The 17,638-nt window shown below is 64.8% G+C and carries 23 protein-coding genes, 1 tRNA gene and 1 pseudogene; 22 read left to right on the forward strand and 3 right to left on the reverse strand.

Annotation, left to right across the window (positions count from 1 at the left end):
• The first annotated feature begins 39 nt into the window (after positions 1–39).
• From N4R40_RS04625 to N4R40_RS04635, 3 genes are all read left to right on the forward strand, one after another.
• Positions 40–115: transfer RNA gene (locus tag N4R40_RS04625), tRNA-Ala, on the forward strand.
• 199 nt (positions 116–314) lie between these two features.
• Positions 315–506 carry a helix-turn-helix transcriptional regulator gene (locus N4R40_RS04630; RefSeq protein WP_200919445.1) on the forward strand — a complete coding sequence of 64 codons (192 nt, stop codon included), beginning with the start codon at positions 315–317 and terminating at the stop codon, positions 504–506.
• A 116-nt stretch (positions 507–622) separates the two neighbouring features.
• Positions 623–1,774, forward strand: coding sequence for a site-specific integrase (locus tag N4R40_RS04635; protein WP_261606177.1), 1,152 nt, complete (start codon positions 623–625; stop codon positions 1,772–1,774).
• A 3-nt stretch (positions 1,775–1,777) separates the two neighbouring features.
• Here N4R40_RS04635 and N4R40_RS04640 read toward each other — a convergent pair whose 3' ends face one another.
• On the reverse strand, positions 1,778–2,068 hold the full coding sequence (locus tag N4R40_RS04640; RefSeq protein WP_261606178.1) for a hypothetical protein: 291 nt from the start codon (positions 2,066–2,068) through the stop codon (positions 1,778–1,780).
• 95 nt (positions 2,069–2,163) lie between these two features.
• Between N4R40_RS04640 and N4R40_RS04645 the strand changes: the two genes are divergently transcribed.
• The 12 genes from N4R40_RS04645 (at position 2,164) to N4R40_RS04700 (ending at position 10,210) form a co-directional block, all read left to right on the forward strand.
• Positions 2,164–2,439, forward strand: a complete 276-nt coding sequence (locus N4R40_RS04645; RefSeq protein WP_261606179.1) for a hypothetical protein — start codon at positions 2,164–2,166, stop codon at positions 2,437–2,439.
• The gene (locus tag N4R40_RS04650) at positions 2,432–3,400 is read left to right on the forward strand and encodes a hypothetical protein (protein WP_261606180.1); all 969 of its coding nucleotides are present in this window, start codon (positions 2,432–2,434) and stop codon (positions 3,398–3,400) included. Before N4R40_RS04645 ends, N4R40_RS04650 begins: the two co-directional genes overlap by 8 nt.
• A 238-nt stretch (positions 3,401–3,638) precedes the next feature.
• A complete protein-coding gene (locus tag N4R40_RS04655; RefSeq protein ID WP_261606181.1) occupies positions 3,639–4,442 on the forward strand; it encodes a nuclease-related domain-containing protein in 804 nt (267 codons plus the stop codon).
• Positions 4,443–4,458: 16 nt separating this feature from the next.
• Positions 4,459–5,121 (forward strand): hypothetical protein, encoded by a 663-nt coding sequence (locus N4R40_RS04660; RefSeq protein ID WP_261606182.1) that lies wholly within the window; start codon positions 4,459–4,461, stop codon positions 5,119–5,121.
• A gap of 173 nt (positions 5,122–5,294) precedes the next feature.
• Positions 5,295–5,879, forward strand: a complete 585-nt coding sequence (locus N4R40_RS04665; protein ID WP_261606183.1) for a dienelactone hydrolase family protein — start codon at positions 5,295–5,297, stop codon at positions 5,877–5,879.
• 211 nt (positions 5,880–6,090) lie between these two features.
• A complete protein-coding gene (locus N4R40_RS04670; RefSeq protein ID WP_261606184.1) occupies positions 6,091–6,969 on the forward strand; it encodes a phosphotransferase in 879 nt (292 codons plus the stop codon).
• A gap of 158 nt (positions 6,970–7,127) precedes the next feature.
• Positions 7,128–7,454 (forward strand): hypothetical protein, encoded by a 327-nt coding sequence (locus N4R40_RS04675; protein WP_261606185.1) that lies wholly within the window; start codon positions 7,128–7,130, stop codon positions 7,452–7,454.
• Positions 7,444–7,749: a transcriptional regulator gene (locus tag N4R40_RS04680; protein WP_261606186.1), complete on the forward strand. Its 306-nt coding sequence runs from the start codon at positions 7,444–7,446 to the stop codon at positions 7,747–7,749. Before N4R40_RS04675 ends, N4R40_RS04680 begins: the two co-directional genes overlap by 11 nt.
• Positions 7,750–8,285: 536 nt before the next feature.
• Positions 8,286–8,648, forward strand: coding sequence for a hypothetical protein (locus tag N4R40_RS04685; RefSeq protein WP_261606187.1), 363 nt, complete (start codon positions 8,286–8,288; stop codon positions 8,646–8,648).
• Positions 8,645–8,944: a transcriptional regulator gene (locus N4R40_RS04690; protein ID WP_261606188.1), complete on the forward strand. Its 300-nt coding sequence runs from the start codon at positions 8,645–8,647 to the stop codon at positions 8,942–8,944. The genes N4R40_RS04685 and N4R40_RS04690 overlap by 4 nt, the downstream gene beginning before the upstream one ends.
• A gap of 452 nt (positions 8,945–9,396) precedes the next feature.
• Positions 9,397–9,567: a tetratricopeptide repeat protein gene (locus N4R40_RS04695; protein WP_261606225.1), complete on the forward strand. Its 171-nt coding sequence runs from the start codon at positions 9,397–9,399 to the stop codon at positions 9,565–9,567.
• An 82-nt stretch (positions 9,568–9,649) separates the two neighbouring features.
• Complete coding sequence (locus N4R40_RS04700) at positions 9,650–10,210, forward strand: DUF3887 domain-containing protein (RefSeq protein ID WP_261606189.1); 561 nt, start codon at positions 9,650–9,652, stop codon at positions 10,208–10,210.
• A 242-nt stretch (positions 10,211–10,452) separates the two neighbouring features.
• Here N4R40_RS04700 and N4R40_RS04705 read toward each other — a convergent pair whose 3' ends face one another.
• Positions 10,453–10,869: an arsenate reductase ArsC gene (locus N4R40_RS04705; protein WP_261606226.1), complete on the reverse strand. Its 417-nt coding sequence runs from the start codon at positions 10,867–10,869 to the stop codon at positions 10,453–10,455.
• A 162-nt stretch (positions 10,870–11,031) separates the two neighbouring features.
• Between N4R40_RS04705 and N4R40_RS04710 the strand changes: the two genes are divergently transcribed.
• From N4R40_RS04710 to N4R40_RS04730, 5 genes are all read left to right on the forward strand, one after another.
• Positions 11,032–11,418: an ArsR/SmtB family transcription factor gene (locus tag N4R40_RS04710; protein WP_261606190.1), complete on the forward strand. Its 387-nt coding sequence runs from the start codon at positions 11,032–11,034 to the stop codon at positions 11,416–11,418.
• 11 nt (positions 11,419–11,429) lie between these two features.
• Positions 11,430–11,822 (forward strand): arsenite efflux transporter metallochaperone ArsD, encoded by a 393-nt coding sequence (gene arsD, locus N4R40_RS04715; RefSeq protein ID WP_261606191.1) that lies wholly within the window; start codon positions 11,430–11,432, stop codon positions 11,820–11,822.
• A gap of 7 nt (positions 11,823–11,829) precedes the next feature.
• A complete protein-coding gene (gene arsA / locus N4R40_RS04720) occupies positions 11,830–13,599 on the forward strand; it encodes an arsenical pump-driving ATPase (protein WP_261606227.1) in 1,770 nt (589 codons plus the stop codon).
• Between the two features lie 32 nt (positions 13,600–13,631).
• Positions 13,632–13,916 (forward strand): hypothetical protein, encoded by a 285-nt coding sequence (locus N4R40_RS04725; RefSeq protein ID WP_261606192.1) that lies wholly within the window; start codon positions 13,632–13,634, stop codon positions 13,914–13,916.
• A gap of 308 nt (positions 13,917–14,224) precedes the next feature.
• Complete coding sequence (locus N4R40_RS04730; RefSeq protein ID WP_261606193.1) at positions 14,225–14,704, forward strand: cupin domain-containing protein; 480 nt, start codon at positions 14,225–14,227, stop codon at positions 14,702–14,704.
• A gap of 369 nt (positions 14,705–15,073) precedes the next feature.
• Here N4R40_RS04730 and N4R40_RS04735 read toward each other — a convergent pair whose 3' ends face one another.
• Entirely contained in the window at positions 15,074–15,637 is a 564-nt protein-coding gene (locus N4R40_RS04735; protein ID WP_261606194.1) for a hypothetical protein, read from the reverse strand.
• 162 nt (positions 15,638–15,799) lie between these two features.
• On the opposite strand from N4R40_RS04735, the gene N4R40_RS04740 reads away from it, so the two are divergent.
• Both N4R40_RS04740 and N4R40_RS04750 read left to right on the forward strand, forming a co-directional pair.
• Complete coding sequence (locus tag N4R40_RS04740) at positions 15,800–16,996, forward strand: hypothetical protein (protein WP_261606195.1); 1,197 nt, start codon at positions 15,800–15,802, stop codon at positions 16,994–16,996.
• 349 nt (positions 16,997–17,345) lie between these two features.
• Positions 17,346–17,505, forward strand: a pseudogene (locus N4R40_RS04750) (IS3 family transposase); the annotation flags it as partial.
• Positions 17,506–17,638: the final 133 nt, after the last annotated feature.

Consider the following 17,638-nt stretch of genomic DNA (forward strand, 5'->3'; position numbering starts at 1 on the left):
CTTGCAGGGTTGCCGCGAGCGGTGACAACCCAATGAGATGGGCCTGTGGCGCAGCTGGTAGCGCACCTGCATGGCATGCAGGGGGTCAGGGGTTCGAGTCCCCTCAGGTCCACCAAAACTCCCGGTAAAGCACCAAATCTTCACTCCCTGATCAGGGAGCTTGAATGTTTGGTAGTCGTTTACTGGACACTTCGCCGGGTCGCCGCAGTGCGCTCTCGGACCTTCTCGAAGTATCTGGAAGGTACGCGGCATCGCCCGCGCACCTTCGCTATATGGACGGCGTTGGCACCTCAGAGTCGGGACACGGGAACTACGTGTCGCTGGCTGAGCTTGCCGCGCAACTCAAAGTCTCCGTGCAGACGATCTACGACCTGCGGAGCAAGGGCCGTGGACCCCGTGGATTCCGCGTCGGCACGCAGCTGAGGTTTCGCGAGAGCGAGATCGACGCGTGGGTGCAGCGCATGGAGCTGGCCGACGAGCGGCGTCACGCCGGCGGTGCGTCGTGAACGGCGGGCGGCCGCGCACGCTGATTGGCTCATACGGAGCCATCAGCGTCAGCAGGCGGGGATCTTCGTACGTGGCGTTGGCGCGCATTCGCGACGCCGACGGGCGCCTGCGCAGAGTGACAGGTGCTGCACGTACGGAGTCGGCCGCTCGAGCCCGTTTGAAGGAGCGACTCCTGGACAGACCGGGGTTCGGGTCCGGAGGCCTGCTCGATCTCAGCAGCTCCTTCCGTGACCTCGCTGATCTGTGGCTCGAGGATCTGGAGCTGCGCGAGCTGTCGGATGGGACGAAGAAGAACTACCGTGATGATCTCCGCCTCCGCGTGCGGCCGCAGTTCGAGCACTTCTCACTAGGTGAGATCACGACGGGCCGCGTGGAATGGTTCCTGCGCTCTGAGAATGCGGTGTCACCCTCGCGCGCGCACCACTCGCGGACGGTTCTGAACCAGCTCTTCGGTTTTGCTCTTCGGCACGACGCGATCCCGCGGAATCCGGTGCAGGGAACGAGTCCATTGCGCCGACAAAAGGGCGAGCGTCAGGCGTTGACCGTCGAGCAGATCAACGCAATCCGCGATGCCGCGGGTCGCTGGCGGACCGGACCCGACGTCAAGGGGCCCAAGCCCGATGGTCAGGTGCGCGACATCATCGAGGTGCTCCTCGGAACCGCTTTGCGCATCGGTGAATGCCTCGCACTCCGTGTGTGCGATGTCGAGGACGGTCCCAGCGGGATGACGATCTCGGTGAATGGGACGGTGGTGTTGCGCACGGGCAGTGGCGCCGTGCGTCAAGACCACCCGAAGACCGAGCACTCTATCCGCCGGATCGCGGTCCCCGACTTCGCCGCGGCCGTCCTTCGAGCACGGCTCGCTGGTATCCCGGCCGCCGACCCTCAACGGACCATCTTCGCCAATCGTGCGGGCAAGCCACTGAGCCCGTTCAATGTGCGACGTACCTTCCGAGCGTTCCTCGAGCTGGCGGATCTCGCGGGGGAGGGGATCACCCTTCGCTGGTACCGGCGCACGGGCGCAACCGTCATCGCGCGCGGGGCGAGCGCCGACGCTGCCGCCACCTTCCTCGGCCACGGATCGACTGCGATCACAGAAGGGCACTACATCGAGCCCGACCGCAGCGTGGATCGGGGGCCGGCAGGAATCCTCGAGCGAACCCTACGACGCGTGAACCCCGATACCTCGCTGCTCTCGAACGATGACGGAGCGGGCGATGATTCAGCTCTCGACTTCCTCGACGAGGAAGACGTCGAAGCGGCTTAGTAGCTATTCGATCGGTTGGCCTCGATCGTTCGTGCCCCAACTCGCGATCGGCCCGCCGTCGGGGCCGTGGTTGCGCAGGAACTCGCCATGGACCCGTTCGCACGCGAGGCGGAGGGTTGATGACCAGCCGATGACCTCGCCCCGGAAGCTGGCACGGTAGCGAACTTCAGTGGCGTTCAGTCGGCGGAGCTCGATAGTGCCGTACACCCGGTCGAAGCTGTCGACCAAGATCCACGTGCCAGTGGGACCTTCCTGCGCTGCGAGAAGCGGGTGCCATCGGTGCGGTTCGGCCATCGTGCATCCTCCTCCGGCCGAACACGCATGAGAGTAGCCCCACCAACAGACATCGCCACGCGAGCTGTTGGGCGCAGGATGCGCACCTTCCTGCCATGAGCGATCGTGAGCGGGCTGACGCTGTCCTGGAGCACGTGGCTGTGCTCGCGTTCCTGTACTACCCCGGCATCGAGGTGGATGATCCGAGCTACAGCCTCACCGACGACATCGACTGGTGTCTCGCCCGGCTCGGTGAAGTCTCCGACGTCGCGCGCGAACGGATGCGTGCGCTCTTCGCGCGAGCGATCACCGATCCGACCGCGACGCGCGAGGAGCTGTTCACAGCTCTCGTTGAGCTCGACGGCCTTCTCGCAGTAGACCACCATGAGTGACGCGCAGCCAAGCGATGACGAGCGGGCAGCGCGCCTCGCCGCACAACGGAAGGCATGGAACGAGGCCCACCCGACGTACTACGCCGAATACCGTGAGCGGAACCGTGAAGACATCCGCCGGAAGAACCGCGAGCGTGAGCGTGAGCGAGCTCAGCGCGAGCGGGAGGAGAAGGCGCGGCGTCAGAAGGGGATCGATCGCGCGAAGGTGTGGGCCAGGGAACACCCGGAGCAACGCCAGCAGGCGCGCGAGCGGTACAAGCAGAAGCACCCGGAGACTTACAAGCAGGCGCAGCGCGACTACTACCACCGCAACCGCGACGCGATCGCCGAGCGCCGACGGGCACGCGAGGCTGCAGACCCGGCGAAAGCGAACGAGGCACGACGCCGCGCGGTCGACCGCGCCCGGGCTGCCGGCCGCGACCCTGCATGGTCGCCCACTCCTGACCAACGCGCGACATATCGTGAGCGCGAGAACGAAGCAAGGCGCCTGCAGCGTCGCCGCGCGCGTGCCGGGTTGCCCGAGCGACAGGTTCACCGGGTTCACGCGGCGGAGCGACGTCACAACGATGCCGCGGCGGATGCCTTCTTCGCGCAGAAGCGGAGCGGCGAGGACATCGCCCGAATCAGGGATCAGGACGGGGTGACTCCTCCGGATCTGGTGCACGCGTGGCAGGAGCGTTCGGAGAACCGACGTGTCGTGCGCGAGATCCTTGCGATTGCCGATGAGTACTTCGCCGATCACGAGGTCGAGTTGCGGGCGAGGGTCGCCGAGGTATCCCGCGCCCGTTTCAGGGGCGGGATGCTGCCCCTCGACGTGTACACGGAGCCGCGCCGTCACGCTCTCGAGTTCGCAAGCCGAGGCTATCTCCGCGCCAACGCAGCCTCCCCGACATCATCGCTGACGATCTTTCGCTGGCTCACGACCGAGTACGCCCAACGGCGACCCGACATCACGCTTTGATCGATCCGCATTCGGGCATATTCGGGAGAGCCGAGCGCTTCGCGAATGGCGTCGCCGCGCACCTCTAGGCTGAGCGAATGGTCGACTATGGGGAAGTCGTTGGGGACGGCATTGCCGCAGGGTTCGGAATGCTGTGGGCCGGGATCACGGCGAACCCGTGGACGGTGATCATGTTCGTAGCGGTTATCGTCGGCGCACTTTGGTTACAACTGACACCGACCCGAAGGCGTCGCCGCCGATGACGGCGGCTGCACCTGCGGACGAGGTCGGCTCGGTCCCCGCCGCGTCAGTAATCTCCGCGTGCCTGAGCGCTCAGGCTGGTGTCCCTGCCCGATCGCGCGTGTCGCGCGTGTTCGGTCGGGCCCCGCTATCGGTCGACTCGCGGCCCTGGTATCTCGGCGCCCTCGGTGAACTACAGGTCGCGGAGCGCCTGGCGAAGCTCGGGCCCGACTGGACAGTGCTGCATTCCGTCCCCATCGGCGATCGGGGGAGTGACATCGACCACGTCGTTGTCGGTCCTGCGGGAGTGTTCACGATCAACACGAAGTTCCACGACGACGCCCGGATCTGGGTGGGAAGCACGCGTCTCTTGGTCAACGGCCAGAAGACCGACCACCTGCGCAACTCCCGCTACGAGGCGCAGCGGATCGCCAGGAAGTTGAGGGCGGTCACGGGCGAGCCGATCGACGTCTACCCGGCGATCGTTCTCGTCGGAGCCCGCAGCGTCACGATCCGTGAGCGACCCGTGGACGTGACGGTGCTCCGAGACACCGAACTGGTCCGCTGGCTCACCCGCCGCGCAGCCACGCTCGCGGCTGATGCGCGCGACCGCCTCGCTGAGATGCTGAAGCGCCCGGAGACAGGGGCTACGACATCCGGCGCCTCCTCGGAACCGGATCTCACCGCGTTCGCAGCTCTTCGCCGCGAAGTGGCCGCCGCGCGGCGCGTGCGGATGCTGTGGGGAACGGCCGGTCTGCTTGGCGGCATAGTGGTGGCCGCGACCCTCTCCATCAACGCATACGCAACGTTCCTTGGCGGATAGGTCGCATGATGGACTCATGCCGCTGAGTTCGACCGTCGCGATGCTTCCCGACACTCCCGACTCACGGCTGCTCGCCGAGTTGAGTTCCTACTCGGACGACCTATCCGAGGCAAATGACGCGATCGAGCATGCATTGGAAGCAGGACACGAATCGCCGCTCTGGCAGCCGCTGACAAGCTACGCCGTGATCGCCTACATGCGCGCGTTCGCGCATTCCAACGTCCGGTCCGGCCTCCTCTCGCATGTTCCAGTCCCTGACGATCTGGTTGAAACGCACGACATGATTCGCGGCTACCGGAACACGACAATCGCGCATTCGCAGTCGGAACTGTCGATGTCGCTCCCACTGGCCTCGCTCACACCGGAAGGCACCGTCCGCCAGGTGCTGCCGATCACAATCCGCCACAATCTTCCGCAGACCACGGCTCGCCGCATCGCCGACGCTGTCGACCGGATGAGCGCCCTCGTGACCGAGTTGATCCAGCCACTTGCCGAGCGGCTCACCGCTGAGTATCGGCATGCATCCTCCGCCACGATCGCAGGCTGGCCCGTCCCCGACCTAGATCATGAACGCGCTGACCGCTTCACCGCGCATTCAAGGAGGCGGCGCCAGCCGCGCTTCGTCGCGTACTGGGATATTGAAGTCGGGCACGTCGACGACCGCGGCCATGCGATCTAGAACGAGCTGAGGCGAGGCGAGGCGACACTGTGTCACCCGCGGATCCGTAAACGGGCGATGCCCGGAGAAGGGGCCGCAGGGTGGCGGTCGTGTTCTCTCCGCGGGAGGTACATCGACCCGTGGTCTGTGTCGACCCCTTGGACGATGTCGGGCGTCACGCGTAGACAAGGCATATGGCTGACGTATTGATGTTCCACCACATCCTTGGGGTGACGCCCGGCATGCGTGACTTCGCCGACCGGTTACGGGCCGGCGGTCATACGGTGCACGCACCCGACCTGTACGACGGGCGCGTCTTCGACTCGATGGAAGACGCGGTCGCCTTCGTGAAGAGCGGAGCGGTTAACGTGGATGAGCGGGCGGATGCCGCAGTCGCCGATCTTCCGGAGAGGCTGGTGTACCTCGGTGTCTCGTCGGGAGTGATGCGTGCGCAGCGGCTCGCTCAGCAGCGCGCGGGCGCCGCTGGGGCGGTGCTGCTCGAGTCGGCGATCCCGGTGTCGGGCGAGTGGGCGTTCGGCCCGTGGCCTGATGCCGTGCCCGTGCAGATTCACGGTATGGACGCCGACGAGTTCTTCGCTGGCGAGGGCGATATCGACGCAGCGCGCGAGATCGTGGCGGCAGCCGACGACGGCGAGTTGTTCACCTACCCAGGCGAACAGCACTTGTTCGAGGACAGTTCGCTACCGAGCTACGACGCCGAGGCGACGGACCTGGTGGTGAGCCGCTTGCTCGCGTTTCTCGATCGAGTGGAACACTGAGGCCACCCACGGCATTAACCGCCGAGATCGGCGACCGCGACCTCGCGCAGACCCCGACCATCGGCTGGCAGGCTCGATCACCTTTCGAGCGATGCCCGGTGACGGGCGTGCGGGAAGGATCCGCCACCGCGACGCCACAAGTCGCGGTGGCGACGCCTTCACGGTGGCGTGATTGAGTAGCTGAGTGGTCATGCATGAGGCTCAAATCCACATGGATTTGGACATCGCGCGACGACTGGTCGACGCGAACTTTCCGTCGCCTCGCGCTGAGGTGATTCGGGAGGTCGCTTCAGCGGGAACAGTGAACGCGATCTACCGAGTGGGAGAAGGTGCTGCCGCTCGATTCCCCTTGCAGGGCGTCGATCCTGGCGTGGTCGGGAAGTGGCTTCGGACAGTATCGGACGCGGCTGTCGAGTTCGTTGGGTGCTGCCCGTTCCCCGCGCCGCGTCCGCTCGGCATCGGGCTGCCGGGCTGGTCGTACCCGCTGCCATGGTCGATGCAAACCTGGCTGGAGGGTGACATCGCCAGCCCGACCGGTCTGGCATCCTCCGCGTCGTTCGCCAGCGCCATCGCGACGTTGCTGGAGTCGTTGCGGGCCGCTGACACTCGGGGGCGGAGTTTCTCCGGTCAGGGTCGAGGGGGCGTGATCTCGGACGAGGACGATTGGATGTCCACGTGCTTGGCTCGCAGCACCGAACTCCTCGACGTTGCCGTGCTGCGATCGATGTGGCACCGACTGAGGGATCTGCCTCCCTCGGACCGACTAGTCATGAGCCATAAAGACCTGACCCCGGCAAACATCCTCGTCCAGGGAGATCGAGTCTGCGGGGTCCTGGATGCCGGCGGTTTCGGGCCGGCCGATCCCGCGCTCGATCTCGTCTCGGTCTGGCACATGCTCGACCGCGAACGGCGTGAGCTTGTGCGAGCACGCCTCGGGAGCGCCGACGACGAGTGGCTGCGCGGGGCTGCTTGGGCCTTCGCGCAGGCGATGGGACTGGTGTGGTACTACCAGCACACGAATCCCGCAATGAGCGACCTCGGCACCACCACTCTCCAACGCCTGACAGCGGCCCCGGACATTCCCCGCTGAGGGATCCGTAACCGCGAATCCAGGTCAGAGTCTATGGCGACGCACCCTTTCGTCGCCTAGCTACTCATGCACACCATCTCAACGAGCTCGATGCAGACCGGACTGCGCTCGCAAAGCGACTGCGCACACCGTGGTGGCTGGCAGCTGGCTTCGGGCTCATGGCAGCCGCGTTCGTGGTCATCCCCGCGTTCGACGGCAACGCCAACGCCGTGATCATCGCATCGGTCGTACTGACGATTGCCCTCGTCGCGGCCTACCGAGCGAAGACGGGCATCAAGTTGAGCGGTTCCGGGATGCTGCCGTGGATCATCATCCTTGGTGGACTCACCCTCGTGCTTGCACTGTTCAGCGTGGCCCTCGGACTTGCATCATTCGACCTGCATTGGTGGATCGCCGCGCCGGCGGTCGTCGCCTTCGCGGCGATCGCGGCGCTCACCTTCGTGTTCACCAAGGTGGCTCGCGAACGAATGCGCCATGTCAGTTGAGGCACGGTTCGATGAGCTGATCCACTCGCCGCTCCGCCTTCGCATATGCGGGATGTTGCGCGCCGGCTCCGGCATCGATTTCGGCGTCTTGCGCGACACCCTCGGCGTGAGCGATGCAACTCTGTCCAAGCACCTGAAGCTGCTCGTGGCAGCCGGACTGGTCACCGTGGCCAAGACGTCCTCGGCGGCTCGCACCGACGCCCGTCGTGTCGCCTGGGTGTCACTGACGCCCGAGGGAACTGCGGCCTTTGACTCGCATGTCGCAGCGCTCCGGGCGATCGCGCTCGGCGAGTAGCAGACAGGATTCTGCGCTTGCGCACGCGGGAACCCTCTGGCCAAGTTGCCGTCCGGATCAGCTCAGTTCCCGTTAGGCACACGTCAGGATCGTTCTTGCTGTGCCAGCTCAGCCCGGCCCGAAGGTCTGCAGCGCACAGGGGCCGGTGAGAATACCGGCGCCACCGAGACGAGCTTAACTGATTCGTCCCGCGGCACCAGGCCTCCATATGCACCGGATACCTGTCTGGTCTCCGGGCGTCAAGGGATTCTCAACACACTTCTCGAGTGAGTATGGTCCAACGCATGGCACGTGAAGAGGGAAGGGATGCTGGATTGGTTCGCCATCTGTCTGGCGGGGTGATCGCCGGTCTACTGCTTGGCAATAGCTGCAAAGTCACCGTCAGATGCACCGGTACTTGACACTTGCGCAACTGGAAAGTTCCTGTTGTACTTTCCACTATGGAAAACGCCCAAGATGCCCTGCGAGAAGTTGAACTGGCGGCCGCCGCTCCGTTCGTGAACTATCCCGTGACCCCGTGGTGGTACCCACCACTGATGGCAAGCTTCTTCACCGCGATGGCGGCAGGACCTGTGCTCATCAGCCAGGGTCGCGGGGCGGCGGGGTTCACCCTGCAAGCTGCTGCGATCATTGCCGTGAGCGTGTTCTACGTCACCCACCGGGTCAGGTCCGGCACCTCCCCGAGAATGAGGTCTGCGCCCCGCGAGATCAAGCACGCGTACCGCTGGTGCTTCGTGGCATTCGCTGGATCCGCGGTGGTCAGCGTTGCGGTGTGGATGCTCCTCGGGTGGCAGTTCGGGCTTAGCGCCATCTTCGTCACGACGCTGGTGATGACCTGGGCATATGAGCGGGTCGTGTACCCTCGCGCCGTCCAGCAGGTCCGGGATCGACTGGCGTGAGCTCGCCCCTGACCGACCTCGACCCGGTCATTCACGCCCCCAAGCGGCTCGCGGCCATGGCTATCCTCGCTGCCACCAATGGCACTGACTTCGCCTTCCTACGCGACCACCTCCAGCTCTCGGATTCAGATTTGTCCAAGCAGATGTCAGTGCTGCGAGCCGCCGACTACGTCAAGGTCACCAAGTCCGGACGCGGGCACGGAAGCACCACTACCTACATGATCACGCGAGCCGGCAGCGCTGCGTATCGCCGACACCGCCAGGCGCTTGAGGCCCTGCTCCACGGAGAGCACTGAGCGCAAACCACCCGCACGTCACTGCGCCGCGCAGTGGCACCCAAGCGATCGATTCTGGTAGGGCGGGCCGCTGTGACTGCGCATCGCCCGACGCCTGTGGAGGATCGGTTAAGCGGAATGCCCGCAAGGGCTACATCTCCGTCGCAAGACGGAGGGAACGTTGGAGAGACGCGCGTAGCGTGAACGCATGGATATCGCCTCGATGATTATGGGAGCCTCCATCGCTTCAATCGCGTGGTCAGCGTTCTACCCCTGGTCGGCGGTGAAACGACTTCGCGAAATTGAGGCGTCTACGTCTGCGGTCGACAGCGCTGACTCGCAATAGCCCTGACCACGAGCCGCCGACGTGACAGTGAGCGTTGCGGTCCGGGATTGTTGGCAAGGGGGAGACCAGGCGTTACGCGCCGCGGGCGAGGGTGTCCTGATCTCTGACGGGCACGGGTCAACACGCCATCACCGGTTCAGCCGGACGAGCGTTTCTTGCCCTGGCTCTTTATGACGCGGGACAGCCCCTCGAGGCGTTGCGAGTGGCACTGCGCCCGCTCGCCCCGACGCTCCGCCTCTACCGCCGAGCAATCTTGTCTTGCGCCGATGAGCTGACAGACAAGAATGGAACTCGCTGAGGGACCGCCTTCTGGGAAGAACCGTAGTGGCCGCGTCAACCTCAGGTTGACACGCCTGTCAACCTGAGGTTGACTAATCATCATGGATGAGTTGCGGAAAGCCCAAGCTGCCGTCGCGCAGGCGCGAACCAGACTCACGCAGGCAGTCTTGGCCGCGCGCGCTGAGGGGCGGACGTGGGCAGATATCGGAAAGGAACTAAATATGTCCAGGCAGGCAGCATTCAAGCGATTCGGAGAACCCGTCAATCCGGCAACCGGCGAGCGGATCGTCGCCCGAAGCATCACGAGTCTGCGAGAGCGCACTGAGAAGGTCTTTGCCCTCATAGCGGCAAGCGAGTATGACGATCTTGGACTGTTCATGCATCCCCAAACCGCGCAGGAACTGCCTGCAGAGCTGATCGCCGACACATGGCGCTCGGCACTATCAGAGGTGGGGACCCTGGAGCACTGCGTCGATACGAGCCTGGAACTCCCTGGCGGCGCGCCCTTGGCGGACGACGAACAGATCATCGGAACGGTCGTGGGCTCGACCATCCTCGAGTGCGAGGCCGGACGACTCCAAGGCCGCGTGGCGTTCGACGAGCAATCGAGAGTAGTGGGACTGCTCATCGTCCCGGTCGATTACGAGCCACTCCCCTTTTAGCGGGACGTGCTGCTCGATTGGCCGCTGGTAGTGGACGTCCCGGCCCCAGCATGTCGTTCGTTCGCAGATCCGCTTGCGGGTGCTGACTCTCCCATTGGGGCTGAAGACGACGACACACCGCGTCTGGGATCGCTCGACGGTCTCCTCACTCACCATCCCGTCGAATTTCCGCGCCAACCGTTCCGCCGCTCGGTGAAGGACCGAGTCCGTGGCCAAGAGAGCGTCCTGCCCCCTGTCGAGTGTCATGCCCCGACCCGCTCGGGCAGTAGATCGTTGATCAAAGACTGCACCCGACGACGGATCTCGTCGCGAATCGGACGCACGGTCTCGATTCCCTGTCCGGCCGGATCGTCAAGCACCCAGTCTTCGTAGCGCTTGCCAGGGAAAATCGGGCACACGTCGCCGCAGCCCATCGTGATCACCACGTCGGACTCCTTGACGGCGTCCACGGTCAGCACCTTCGGGACGCTGTCGGCGATATCGATGCCTTCCTCGGCCATGGCCTCGATCGCGATCGGATTGATCTGATCCTTCGGCGCCGACCCTGCAGAGAGCACGTCGATGTTGCCTCCTCCGAGTTCGCGGAGGAATCCGGCGGCCATCTGCGAGCGTCCCGCGTTGTGGACGCAGACGAAGAGGACGGTGGGCTTGTCGGACATAGGGTTCCCGCTTTCGCAGCTCTTGACGCATAGATGGCCATCTATGTACGACAATACAACGACCGACAACCAAAGCCCAAGGAAACCGTTGACCGAGCGCTCCCATAGCGAGGCACCGCGGAAGTAATTTGACATATATCTAAGAGGTGGCAGAATGGAGTCATGCCCAAGGCTCTTCCCCTACTGGACGATGTGTCCCCACTATGCTGCGCGCCTCTGGCATCCACGCCGGACTTTCCCGAGGAGGATGCGGTGCGCCTGGCAATCCGATTGAAGGCATTGGCGGACCCCGTGCGACTTCGGCTGATTGCCTCACTGCTGGGTCAGCCGACACGGGAGGCGTGCACGTGCGAGCTGGCGCCGATTCTGGGCGTGTCCGAGCCGACCGTGAGCCACCACTTGAAGACGCTGGCGAAGGCGGGGCTCGTGTCGAAGGAGCGCCGGGGGATGAGCGTGTTCTACACGCCCGAGATCGACGCGCTGCGCGCGTTGGGCGTTGCTGTTCGTTTTGATGAGATCGATGACCGGCGCGGGCTCTGCCGCGCATGAAGGGGAATGACATGCCTGCTATTCGGATCTATGAGACTGCGCTGTGCTGCGACACGGGCGTCTGCGGTGTGGACGTTGACCAGTCGTTGGTGACGTTGACGGCGGATGTGCGCCATTTGCAGGAGATGGGGGTCGACATCCGCCGGCACAATCTCGCGAGCGACCCTGTCGCGTTTACGGCTGATGAAACGGTGCGGGCGTTCATGCATCGTGTCGGGTCCAAGGGTCTTCCGCTGACGGTCGTCGACGGGGTGACCGTCGCCGCTGGCGCGTACCCGAGCAGGGAGTTCCTCCTCGGAGTCGCAGATCAGGAGCTGGCGGCCCCGTTGGACCGTGAGCGCCCCGAGCTAGGCCTTTCCGCGACGGCTGGCGGAAGCTGCTGCTCCGGCCCCGGATGCTGCTGAGGCCGTGATGCGCTTCCTCGAGAGTGCCCCGCGGTTCTTGTTCTTCACGGGCAAGGGCGGCGTCGGCAAGACGTCAGTCGCTTGTGCGACCGCGGTGCACCTCGCGGCCGAAGGGCAACGAGTGCTATTAGTGAGCACCGACCCGGCCTCGAACATCGGGCAGGTGTTCGGAATCACGATCGGCAACACGATCACGCCCATCCCCGACGTGGCGGGACTGGCTGCATTGGAGATCGACCCCGAGCAGGCAGCCGATGCCTACCGGGAGAGCATCATCGGCCCAGTCCGGGGCTTGCTGCCTGACAGCGAGATCGCCGGCATCACCGAGAGCCTGTCCGGGTCGTGCACCACCGAGATCGCGTCGTTCGATGAGTTCACGGAACTGCTCACCGACGACGACGCCTACGGCGCATACGACCACATCGTGTTCGACACCGCCCCCACCGGGCACACCATCCGGCTGCTCCAGCTCCCGGGATCATGGACCGACTTCCTGGCGACAGGCGGCGACGCCTCGTGCCTCGGCCCGCTGTCTGGCCTCGACAAGCACCGAGAGACCTACGCCGCCGCCGTCGCTGCGCTCACCGACCCGGCTCGCACCCGCCTGGTGCTCGTCGCACGCGCTCAGACATCCTCGCTCGGCGAGATCGACCGCACCTATTCGGAACTCGCCCTCATCGGCATGTCGGACGCCTACGTCGTGATCAACGGGGTCCTTCCCGAATCCGCCGGCGACGAGCCGATCGCAACAGCGCTCCGCGCACGTGAGGCATCCGCGATGAGTGCGATCCCGAGCGGCATCTCGGCCTTGCCGAGAGACACGATCGAACTCAAGACGGGCAACGTCGTCGGCATCGAAACCCTTCGGGCACTTTTCGAACTCGACGACCGTGCGCACATTCAGGATGCCGCGGCTCTTCCCGACGAGTTCTCTGACGCTCCCTTGGCCGGTCTCGTCGACGGGATCGAGGCGGATGGACACGGCCTGGTCATGTGCATGGGCAAAGGCGGCGTTGGGAAGACGACAATAGCTGCCGCGATCGCCGTCGCACTTGCTCAACGTGGACACGATGTCCTGCTGACTACGACGGACCCGGCAGCGCACCTCGCCGAGACTCTCGATGGATCGGTCGATGGGCTCACCGTGACACGGATCGATCCGCTGAGCGCGCTCGAGCAGTACCGCGCGCACGTGATGGCGACGAAGGGCAAGGAACTCGACGACGCCGGTCGTGCGGCGCTGGCCGAAGACCTGATGTCACCGTGCACCGAAGAGGTCGCTGTATTTCAGCAGTTCTCGCACGCGGTCCATGAGTCTCGACGCAAGTTCGTCATCATCGACACCGCCCCCACCGGTCACACGCTCCTTCTGCTCGATGCGGCCGGCTCCTACCACCGTGAGATCACACGTCAGATGGGTGACGCGAACCTGGCCTACACGACACCGCTCATGCGGCTTCAGGACCCGGCGCAGACCAAGGTCATTCTGGTGACTCTTCCGGAGACGACGCCTGTACTGGAGGCCACCGCGCTGCAGAAGGACCTCGAGCGCGCCGACATCCACCCCTGGGCATGGGTGATCAACAACTCGATCGCCGCCACTCACCCACAATCTCCGTTCCTCCGCACCCGGGCGCACGCCGAACGGGAGCAGGTCGCACGCGTGCGGGAGACATCACGCCAACTGGCGATCGTGCCGCTGCTTGCGGAAGAGCCAATCGGCGTGCCCCGGCTGTCCGCGCTCACCGGCATCACGCAACCAGCTGGAGCACATTGACCACGCCCGTTCAGAGAGGATTGAGATCGACGATGGACGAGCGAGAGATCCGACGGCACGGCAGCGCAACGCGCCTGGCGGTGCTGCGGATCTTGGATGCCGGAGGGCCGGCCGACGAGGCCGGGATTTTGGAGGGCTGGCTCCGGACGCGCCCCGAACTGTCCGCACGGCACATCCAAGAGTTGCCTCGCATGATTCACGGTCTGGTCTGGAAGCTGGAGATCCTCGAGTGGGTGCGGTGCGTCGACGGGATATATGAACTCACCAGCCTGGGCAATCGAGTCCTCGACTTGGCGAAGATGGCTCGAGCGAGCTGACCGCGAGCCGGGGGAACTGCCGAGAGTTCGTTACCAACGTCTCGTCGAAGCGGGAGAATTCGAGAATGGGAACCCCACCGACGACTTACCGGGTGCATGGCCGCAGCGTGTCCGGGCGCGACGCCTCCATCACCGCCGGCAACCAGTCCATTCCGATCGATGCGACCTGGGGGTCGGACGAACCATCGGGCCTTCCGGGGCCTGCGGAACTGCTGGCATCCGCCTTTGCCGAAACCCACCCACCCTTGACTCCCCCCGAAAGATGATGCTGACTTGGACTCGAAGTCCGAGCACAAAAGGAGAACACAATGACCATCAACGACATCGGGCCCCGCCCGAACGCGTTCGACATCGAAGAGGCCACCCGGCGGAACGAGAACTACCGCAGCGTGGCGTGGACCGGGAAGTATTTGCAGGTCACGCTGATGTCTATCCCGGTCGGGGAGTCCATCGGCCTGGAGGTCCACCAGAACACCGATCAGTTCCTGCGCCTCGATGCCGGACAGGGCAGGGCCGTCATGGGCCCGGCCAAGGACCGGCTCGACTTCGAGCAAAACGTCTCGGATGGGTGGTCTGTCCAGGTCCCCGCCGGCACCTGGCATGACGTGATCAACACTGGCGACGAACCGCTGCGCCTCTACTCGATTTATGCCCCGGTGCACCACGCACCTGGCATCACCCAGAGAACCAGCGACAAGGCAGAACAAGACGAAGCGACCGGTAAGGACGAGCCTCCCGCATGGACCGTCCAGCCCGAGGACAGCGCGCCGGACGAGCACGCCAACTGACGTCTACTTGTGTCACCGCTCCGTAAGGATGTTGCGGACGAGGATCGTCTTGGTCCACCCCGGGCAGCGCGCCCCGCCGCCGCGTGAAGACATCGGCCGGTCTCGACCGGCCGATGTCTTCACGCTCCCGCCCCTCACGCTGGTAGGTCTGACGATCACGGATGTCGAGGACCTCGACTGGGCCTCGTGTCAGAGTGTCGGCAAGGCCGCATGGTTCCTCGGGCAGGCCAACACTGTGCCCTGTCTGCGACACCGTGCGATCACAGAACGCCGCCACACAGCGTCAAACTCCACAACAGATGGCCAGTCGTGCGAGGGCGCGGGCGTTCCACGATCGAACGTTTCTGGAACACCCCACCACTGCGGTGTTCACTCCGGCTGGGTGGGTTCGAACTTCGATGGATCCTCAGCCCACGTGGTCACGAGAGTGCGAGCCTCACGGAAGAGCGACGCCGCGATGTTCACATTCATGCCAGAAAACCCTCCGAATCGCGGATTGATCACCGCCATGTACTTCGATGCGACCATCGTCATCATCACCGTGGTCGAGGCTTGCGGGAACCTCCGCCGACCACTTCGGTGGAGTTCAGCCAGTTCCTCTGCTCGAGGCAGCTCATCGAGCGCGAAGGCGTCCGACGCTCGGTCGAGCTCTTCGAGAACCTCCGTGCGGAATGCACGCCGCGCAGCGAGCTCGGGTGCGTCGGCCACAACGTCGGCGTGCTCACGTCTCGCTTGCTCGGACGCACCGAAGGTATCCGCGATCTCGCGCAGCGCGGCGGCGGAAGACTCTGCCGCGGCCGCCGCCTTCGCCTCGGACGCGTCAGCAGCTTTCCGTGCGGCGATCGCATCCCCACGCGAGACCCAAGCCATGATTGCCGAGGCGATTGCGGCGGCAGTGGATACGAACGATATCCAGAGGGCGGCTTCATCCATGGCGTCATCATATGGAGTCGGTAGCGATGCGGCACGCGCGCTTGTCGACGCTGCCCAAGACTTCCCCTGTTCGACCTTCCATAGCCGCTGGCAGGGAGAGGTCGCCCACCGCCCATACGATGGCATCCGCGTGAAGTTCCGGAGCGGCAGGGAAGGTTGGCCATGCAGGATGTGTCGGCGCCCGACCCCTCGAACAAGTTCCCGCAAGCGCTGGTGCACCCGGGCGTAGCTGTTCCAACGTTCGGTTTAGCCCGCGAGGCGCCCGCCGATCCCGTCGAGCAGGAGTCCTTCTACGTGAGCCACTTCCGCCCTGCGTTCATCGCTGGCGCCCCGCTAGACGTCGGCAAGGAGACTGGCTACGTCCTGAGGATGCGCGCCGAGCTGGCCGGCACGGTCGGCGCCGATCCCACCGCACCTAGGGAGCTTCGCCGGCTGCTCCGCGCGTACGGGCGGCCCTCGCGGGAGATCGCAGAGACCTACTTCCTCGAAGGTGACTTCGCGGGCGGATACGCAGCGTGGGGGAGACGGGTTCCTTTAAGCGTCTACGTCAACCTGGCGAGCTCACTTGGGCACCCTCGGCTGAACGCGCTCACCGTCTTCTACTGGGCAGGTAACCACCTCACTCGTCGCGGCGTCCGTGGGCTCGAGGACGTAATGGACCGGCTGCAGGCCGCCCTCGACACCTTCCACGACACCCACGGGCACAGCATTATCGAGCACTACTGGACGCTGCTCACCGCACCGGAGATCACCGACGAATTGCTCCAGGAGATCCCGCCCGCTGCGTCGGGCGAACTGGACCCCGAGGCCATCCGTCAGATGCTCTCGGAGGTTCCGGGCGGGGCGGGCAGCTCCGGGCGCGCGTTCCGCGGCGAGGCCGCGTTGGAGCGTCCCATCAACTGGCCCGAGCCGTGGGTTGAGCTGGGTGCGCGCTACGGGCTACTGCGCGCCAAGAGTAGGCAGCTGGTGCGCTCCGCGGAGAACGATCACCGGGCGGGCGCGGGTGTCCCTCTGGTCGGTCAGGGGTGGGTTTCGGAGATGACTCTCCTGCGCGAGATGCAGGCCGCGTTCCCAGACGAGCGAGTCGTTCACCAGGCGCGACCCGGCTGGCTCGGACGCCAGTCGATCGACATCTTCTTCCCCGACCGGATGCTCGCCATCGAATACCAGGGCGCTCAGCACTCACAGCCAGTGGACTTCTTCGGCGGTGAAGCCGCGTTCAATGCGCAACGAGAGCGGGACGCCACGAAACGTGCGCTGTGCGCCACAGCAGGATGCCGGTTGATCGAGGTGTTCCCTGGCTACAACCTCCGCGAACTAATCGGAACGGTCACGATCGCGCTGGAGAGCCAAGACTAAGCATGCGACGCTAACAGGCTCGCCAGAGTCGGTCTGGCCGTTGGGCCAAGTACCCTCCTCAGCGAGCGTTGCGCAAAGCGAACGAGATCCTCAAGGCTGCGAGCATCTTTTTCGCGAAGGAGCTCGACCACCGCTCGACGAGATGATCCAGTTCATCAACGAACACCGGGATCGTTTCGGGGTCGAGCTCATCTGCCAGGTCCTCCGACCGGCAGTGAGAGGATTCCTCACCTCACGCGGCTATCGCGCCGCGGTGAGCAGGATGCCGTCCGCACGGCAGTTGCGTGACGACCTGCTCGTGCCCAGTAACTACATGGCGATGGTCTACACCGACCGGATCGTCGAACTCGGCGCCGTCCCCTCGACCGGAACGGTCGGCGACAGCTTCGACTAATGCGATGGCAGAAGCGGTCAACAACCTCTACAAGACCGAGCTGATCCGGCAACGCGGTCCCTGGAGGACCGTCGAGCAGGTCGAGCTCGCGACCCTCGAATGGGTGTGGTGGTGGAACAACTCCCGCCTCCACGGCGAGCTCGACATGCGCACCCCGCTCGAGGTCGAGCAGGCGTACTACGCTGACCAAGAATCAGCCCAGCCGGCCCCTGCCGGACAAAGCTCCCAATGTCATCTCGCAGGACATC

Origin of the sequence: Microbacterium memoriense (assembly GCF_025398275.1) — a bacterium.
Taxonomy (GTDB): domain Bacteria; phylum Actinomycetota; class Actinomycetes; order Actinomycetales; family Microbacteriaceae; genus Microbacterium; species Microbacterium memoriense.

Coding starts and splice junctions, on each gene's coding strand:
- N4R40_RS04640 (WP_261606178.1), bottom strand. CDS start 2,068: ATGGCCGAACCGCACCGATGGCACCCGCTTCTCGCAGCGCAGGAAGGT.
- N4R40_RS04645 (WP_261606179.1), top strand. CDS start 2,164: ATGAGCGATCGTGAGCGGGCTGACGCTGTCCTGGAGCACGTGGCTGTG.
- N4R40_RS04650 (WP_261606180.1), top strand. CDS start 2,432: ATGAGTGACGCGCAGCCAAGCGATGACGAGCGGGCAGCGCGCCTCGCC.
- N4R40_RS04655 (WP_261606181.1), top strand. CDS start 3,639: ATGACGGCGGCTGCACCTGCGGACGAGGTCGGCTCGGTCCCCGCCGCG.
- N4R40_RS04660 (WP_261606182.1), top strand. CDS start 4,459: ATGCCGCTGAGTTCGACCGTCGCGATGCTTCCCGACACTCCCGACTCA.
- N4R40_RS04665 (WP_261606183.1), top strand. CDS start 5,295: ATGGCTGACGTATTGATGTTCCACCACATCCTTGGGGTGACGCCCGGC.
- N4R40_RS04670 (WP_261606184.1), top strand. CDS start 6,091: ATGGATTTGGACATCGCGCGACGACTGGTCGACGCGAACTTTCCGTCG.
- N4R40_RS04675 (WP_261606185.1), top strand. CDS start 7,128: ATGGCAGCCGCGTTCGTGGTCATCCCCGCGTTCGACGGCAACGCCAAC.
- N4R40_RS04680 (WP_261606186.1), top strand. CDS start 7,444: ATGTCAGTTGAGGCACGGTTCGATGAGCTGATCCACTCGCCGCTCCGC.
- N4R40_RS04685 (WP_261606187.1), top strand. CDS start 8,286: ATGGCAAGCTTCTTCACCGCGATGGCGGCAGGACCTGTGCTCATCAGC.
- N4R40_RS04700 (WP_261606189.1), top strand. CDS start 9,650: ATGGATGAGTTGCGGAAAGCCCAAGCTGCCGTCGCGCAGGCGCGAACC.
- N4R40_RS04705 (WP_261606226.1), bottom strand. CDS start 10,869: ATGTCCGACAAGCCCACCGTCCTCTTCGTCTGCGTCCACAACGCGGGA.
- N4R40_RS04710 (WP_261606190.1), top strand. CDS start 11,032: ATGCCCAAGGCTCTTCCCCTACTGGACGATGTGTCCCCACTATGCTGC.
- arsD (WP_261606191.1), top strand. CDS start 11,430: ATGCCTGCTATTCGGATCTATGAGACTGCGCTGTGCTGCGACACGGGC.
- arsA (WP_261606227.1), top strand. CDS start 11,830: ATGCGCTTCCTCGAGAGTGCCCCGCGGTTCTTGTTCTTCACGGGCAAG.
- N4R40_RS04725 (WP_261606192.1), top strand. CDS start 13,632: ATGGACGAGCGAGAGATCCGACGGCACGGCAGCGCAACGCGCCTGGCG.
- N4R40_RS04730 (WP_261606193.1), top strand. CDS start 14,225: ATGACCATCAACGACATCGGGCCCCGCCCGAACGCGTTCGACATCGAA.
- N4R40_RS04735 (WP_261606194.1), bottom strand. CDS start 15,637: ATGGATGAAGCCGCCCTCTGGATATCGTTCGTATCCACTGCCGCCGCA.
- N4R40_RS04740 (WP_261606195.1), top strand. CDS start 15,800: ATGCAGGATGTGTCGGCGCCCGACCCCTCGAACAAGTTCCCGCAAGCG.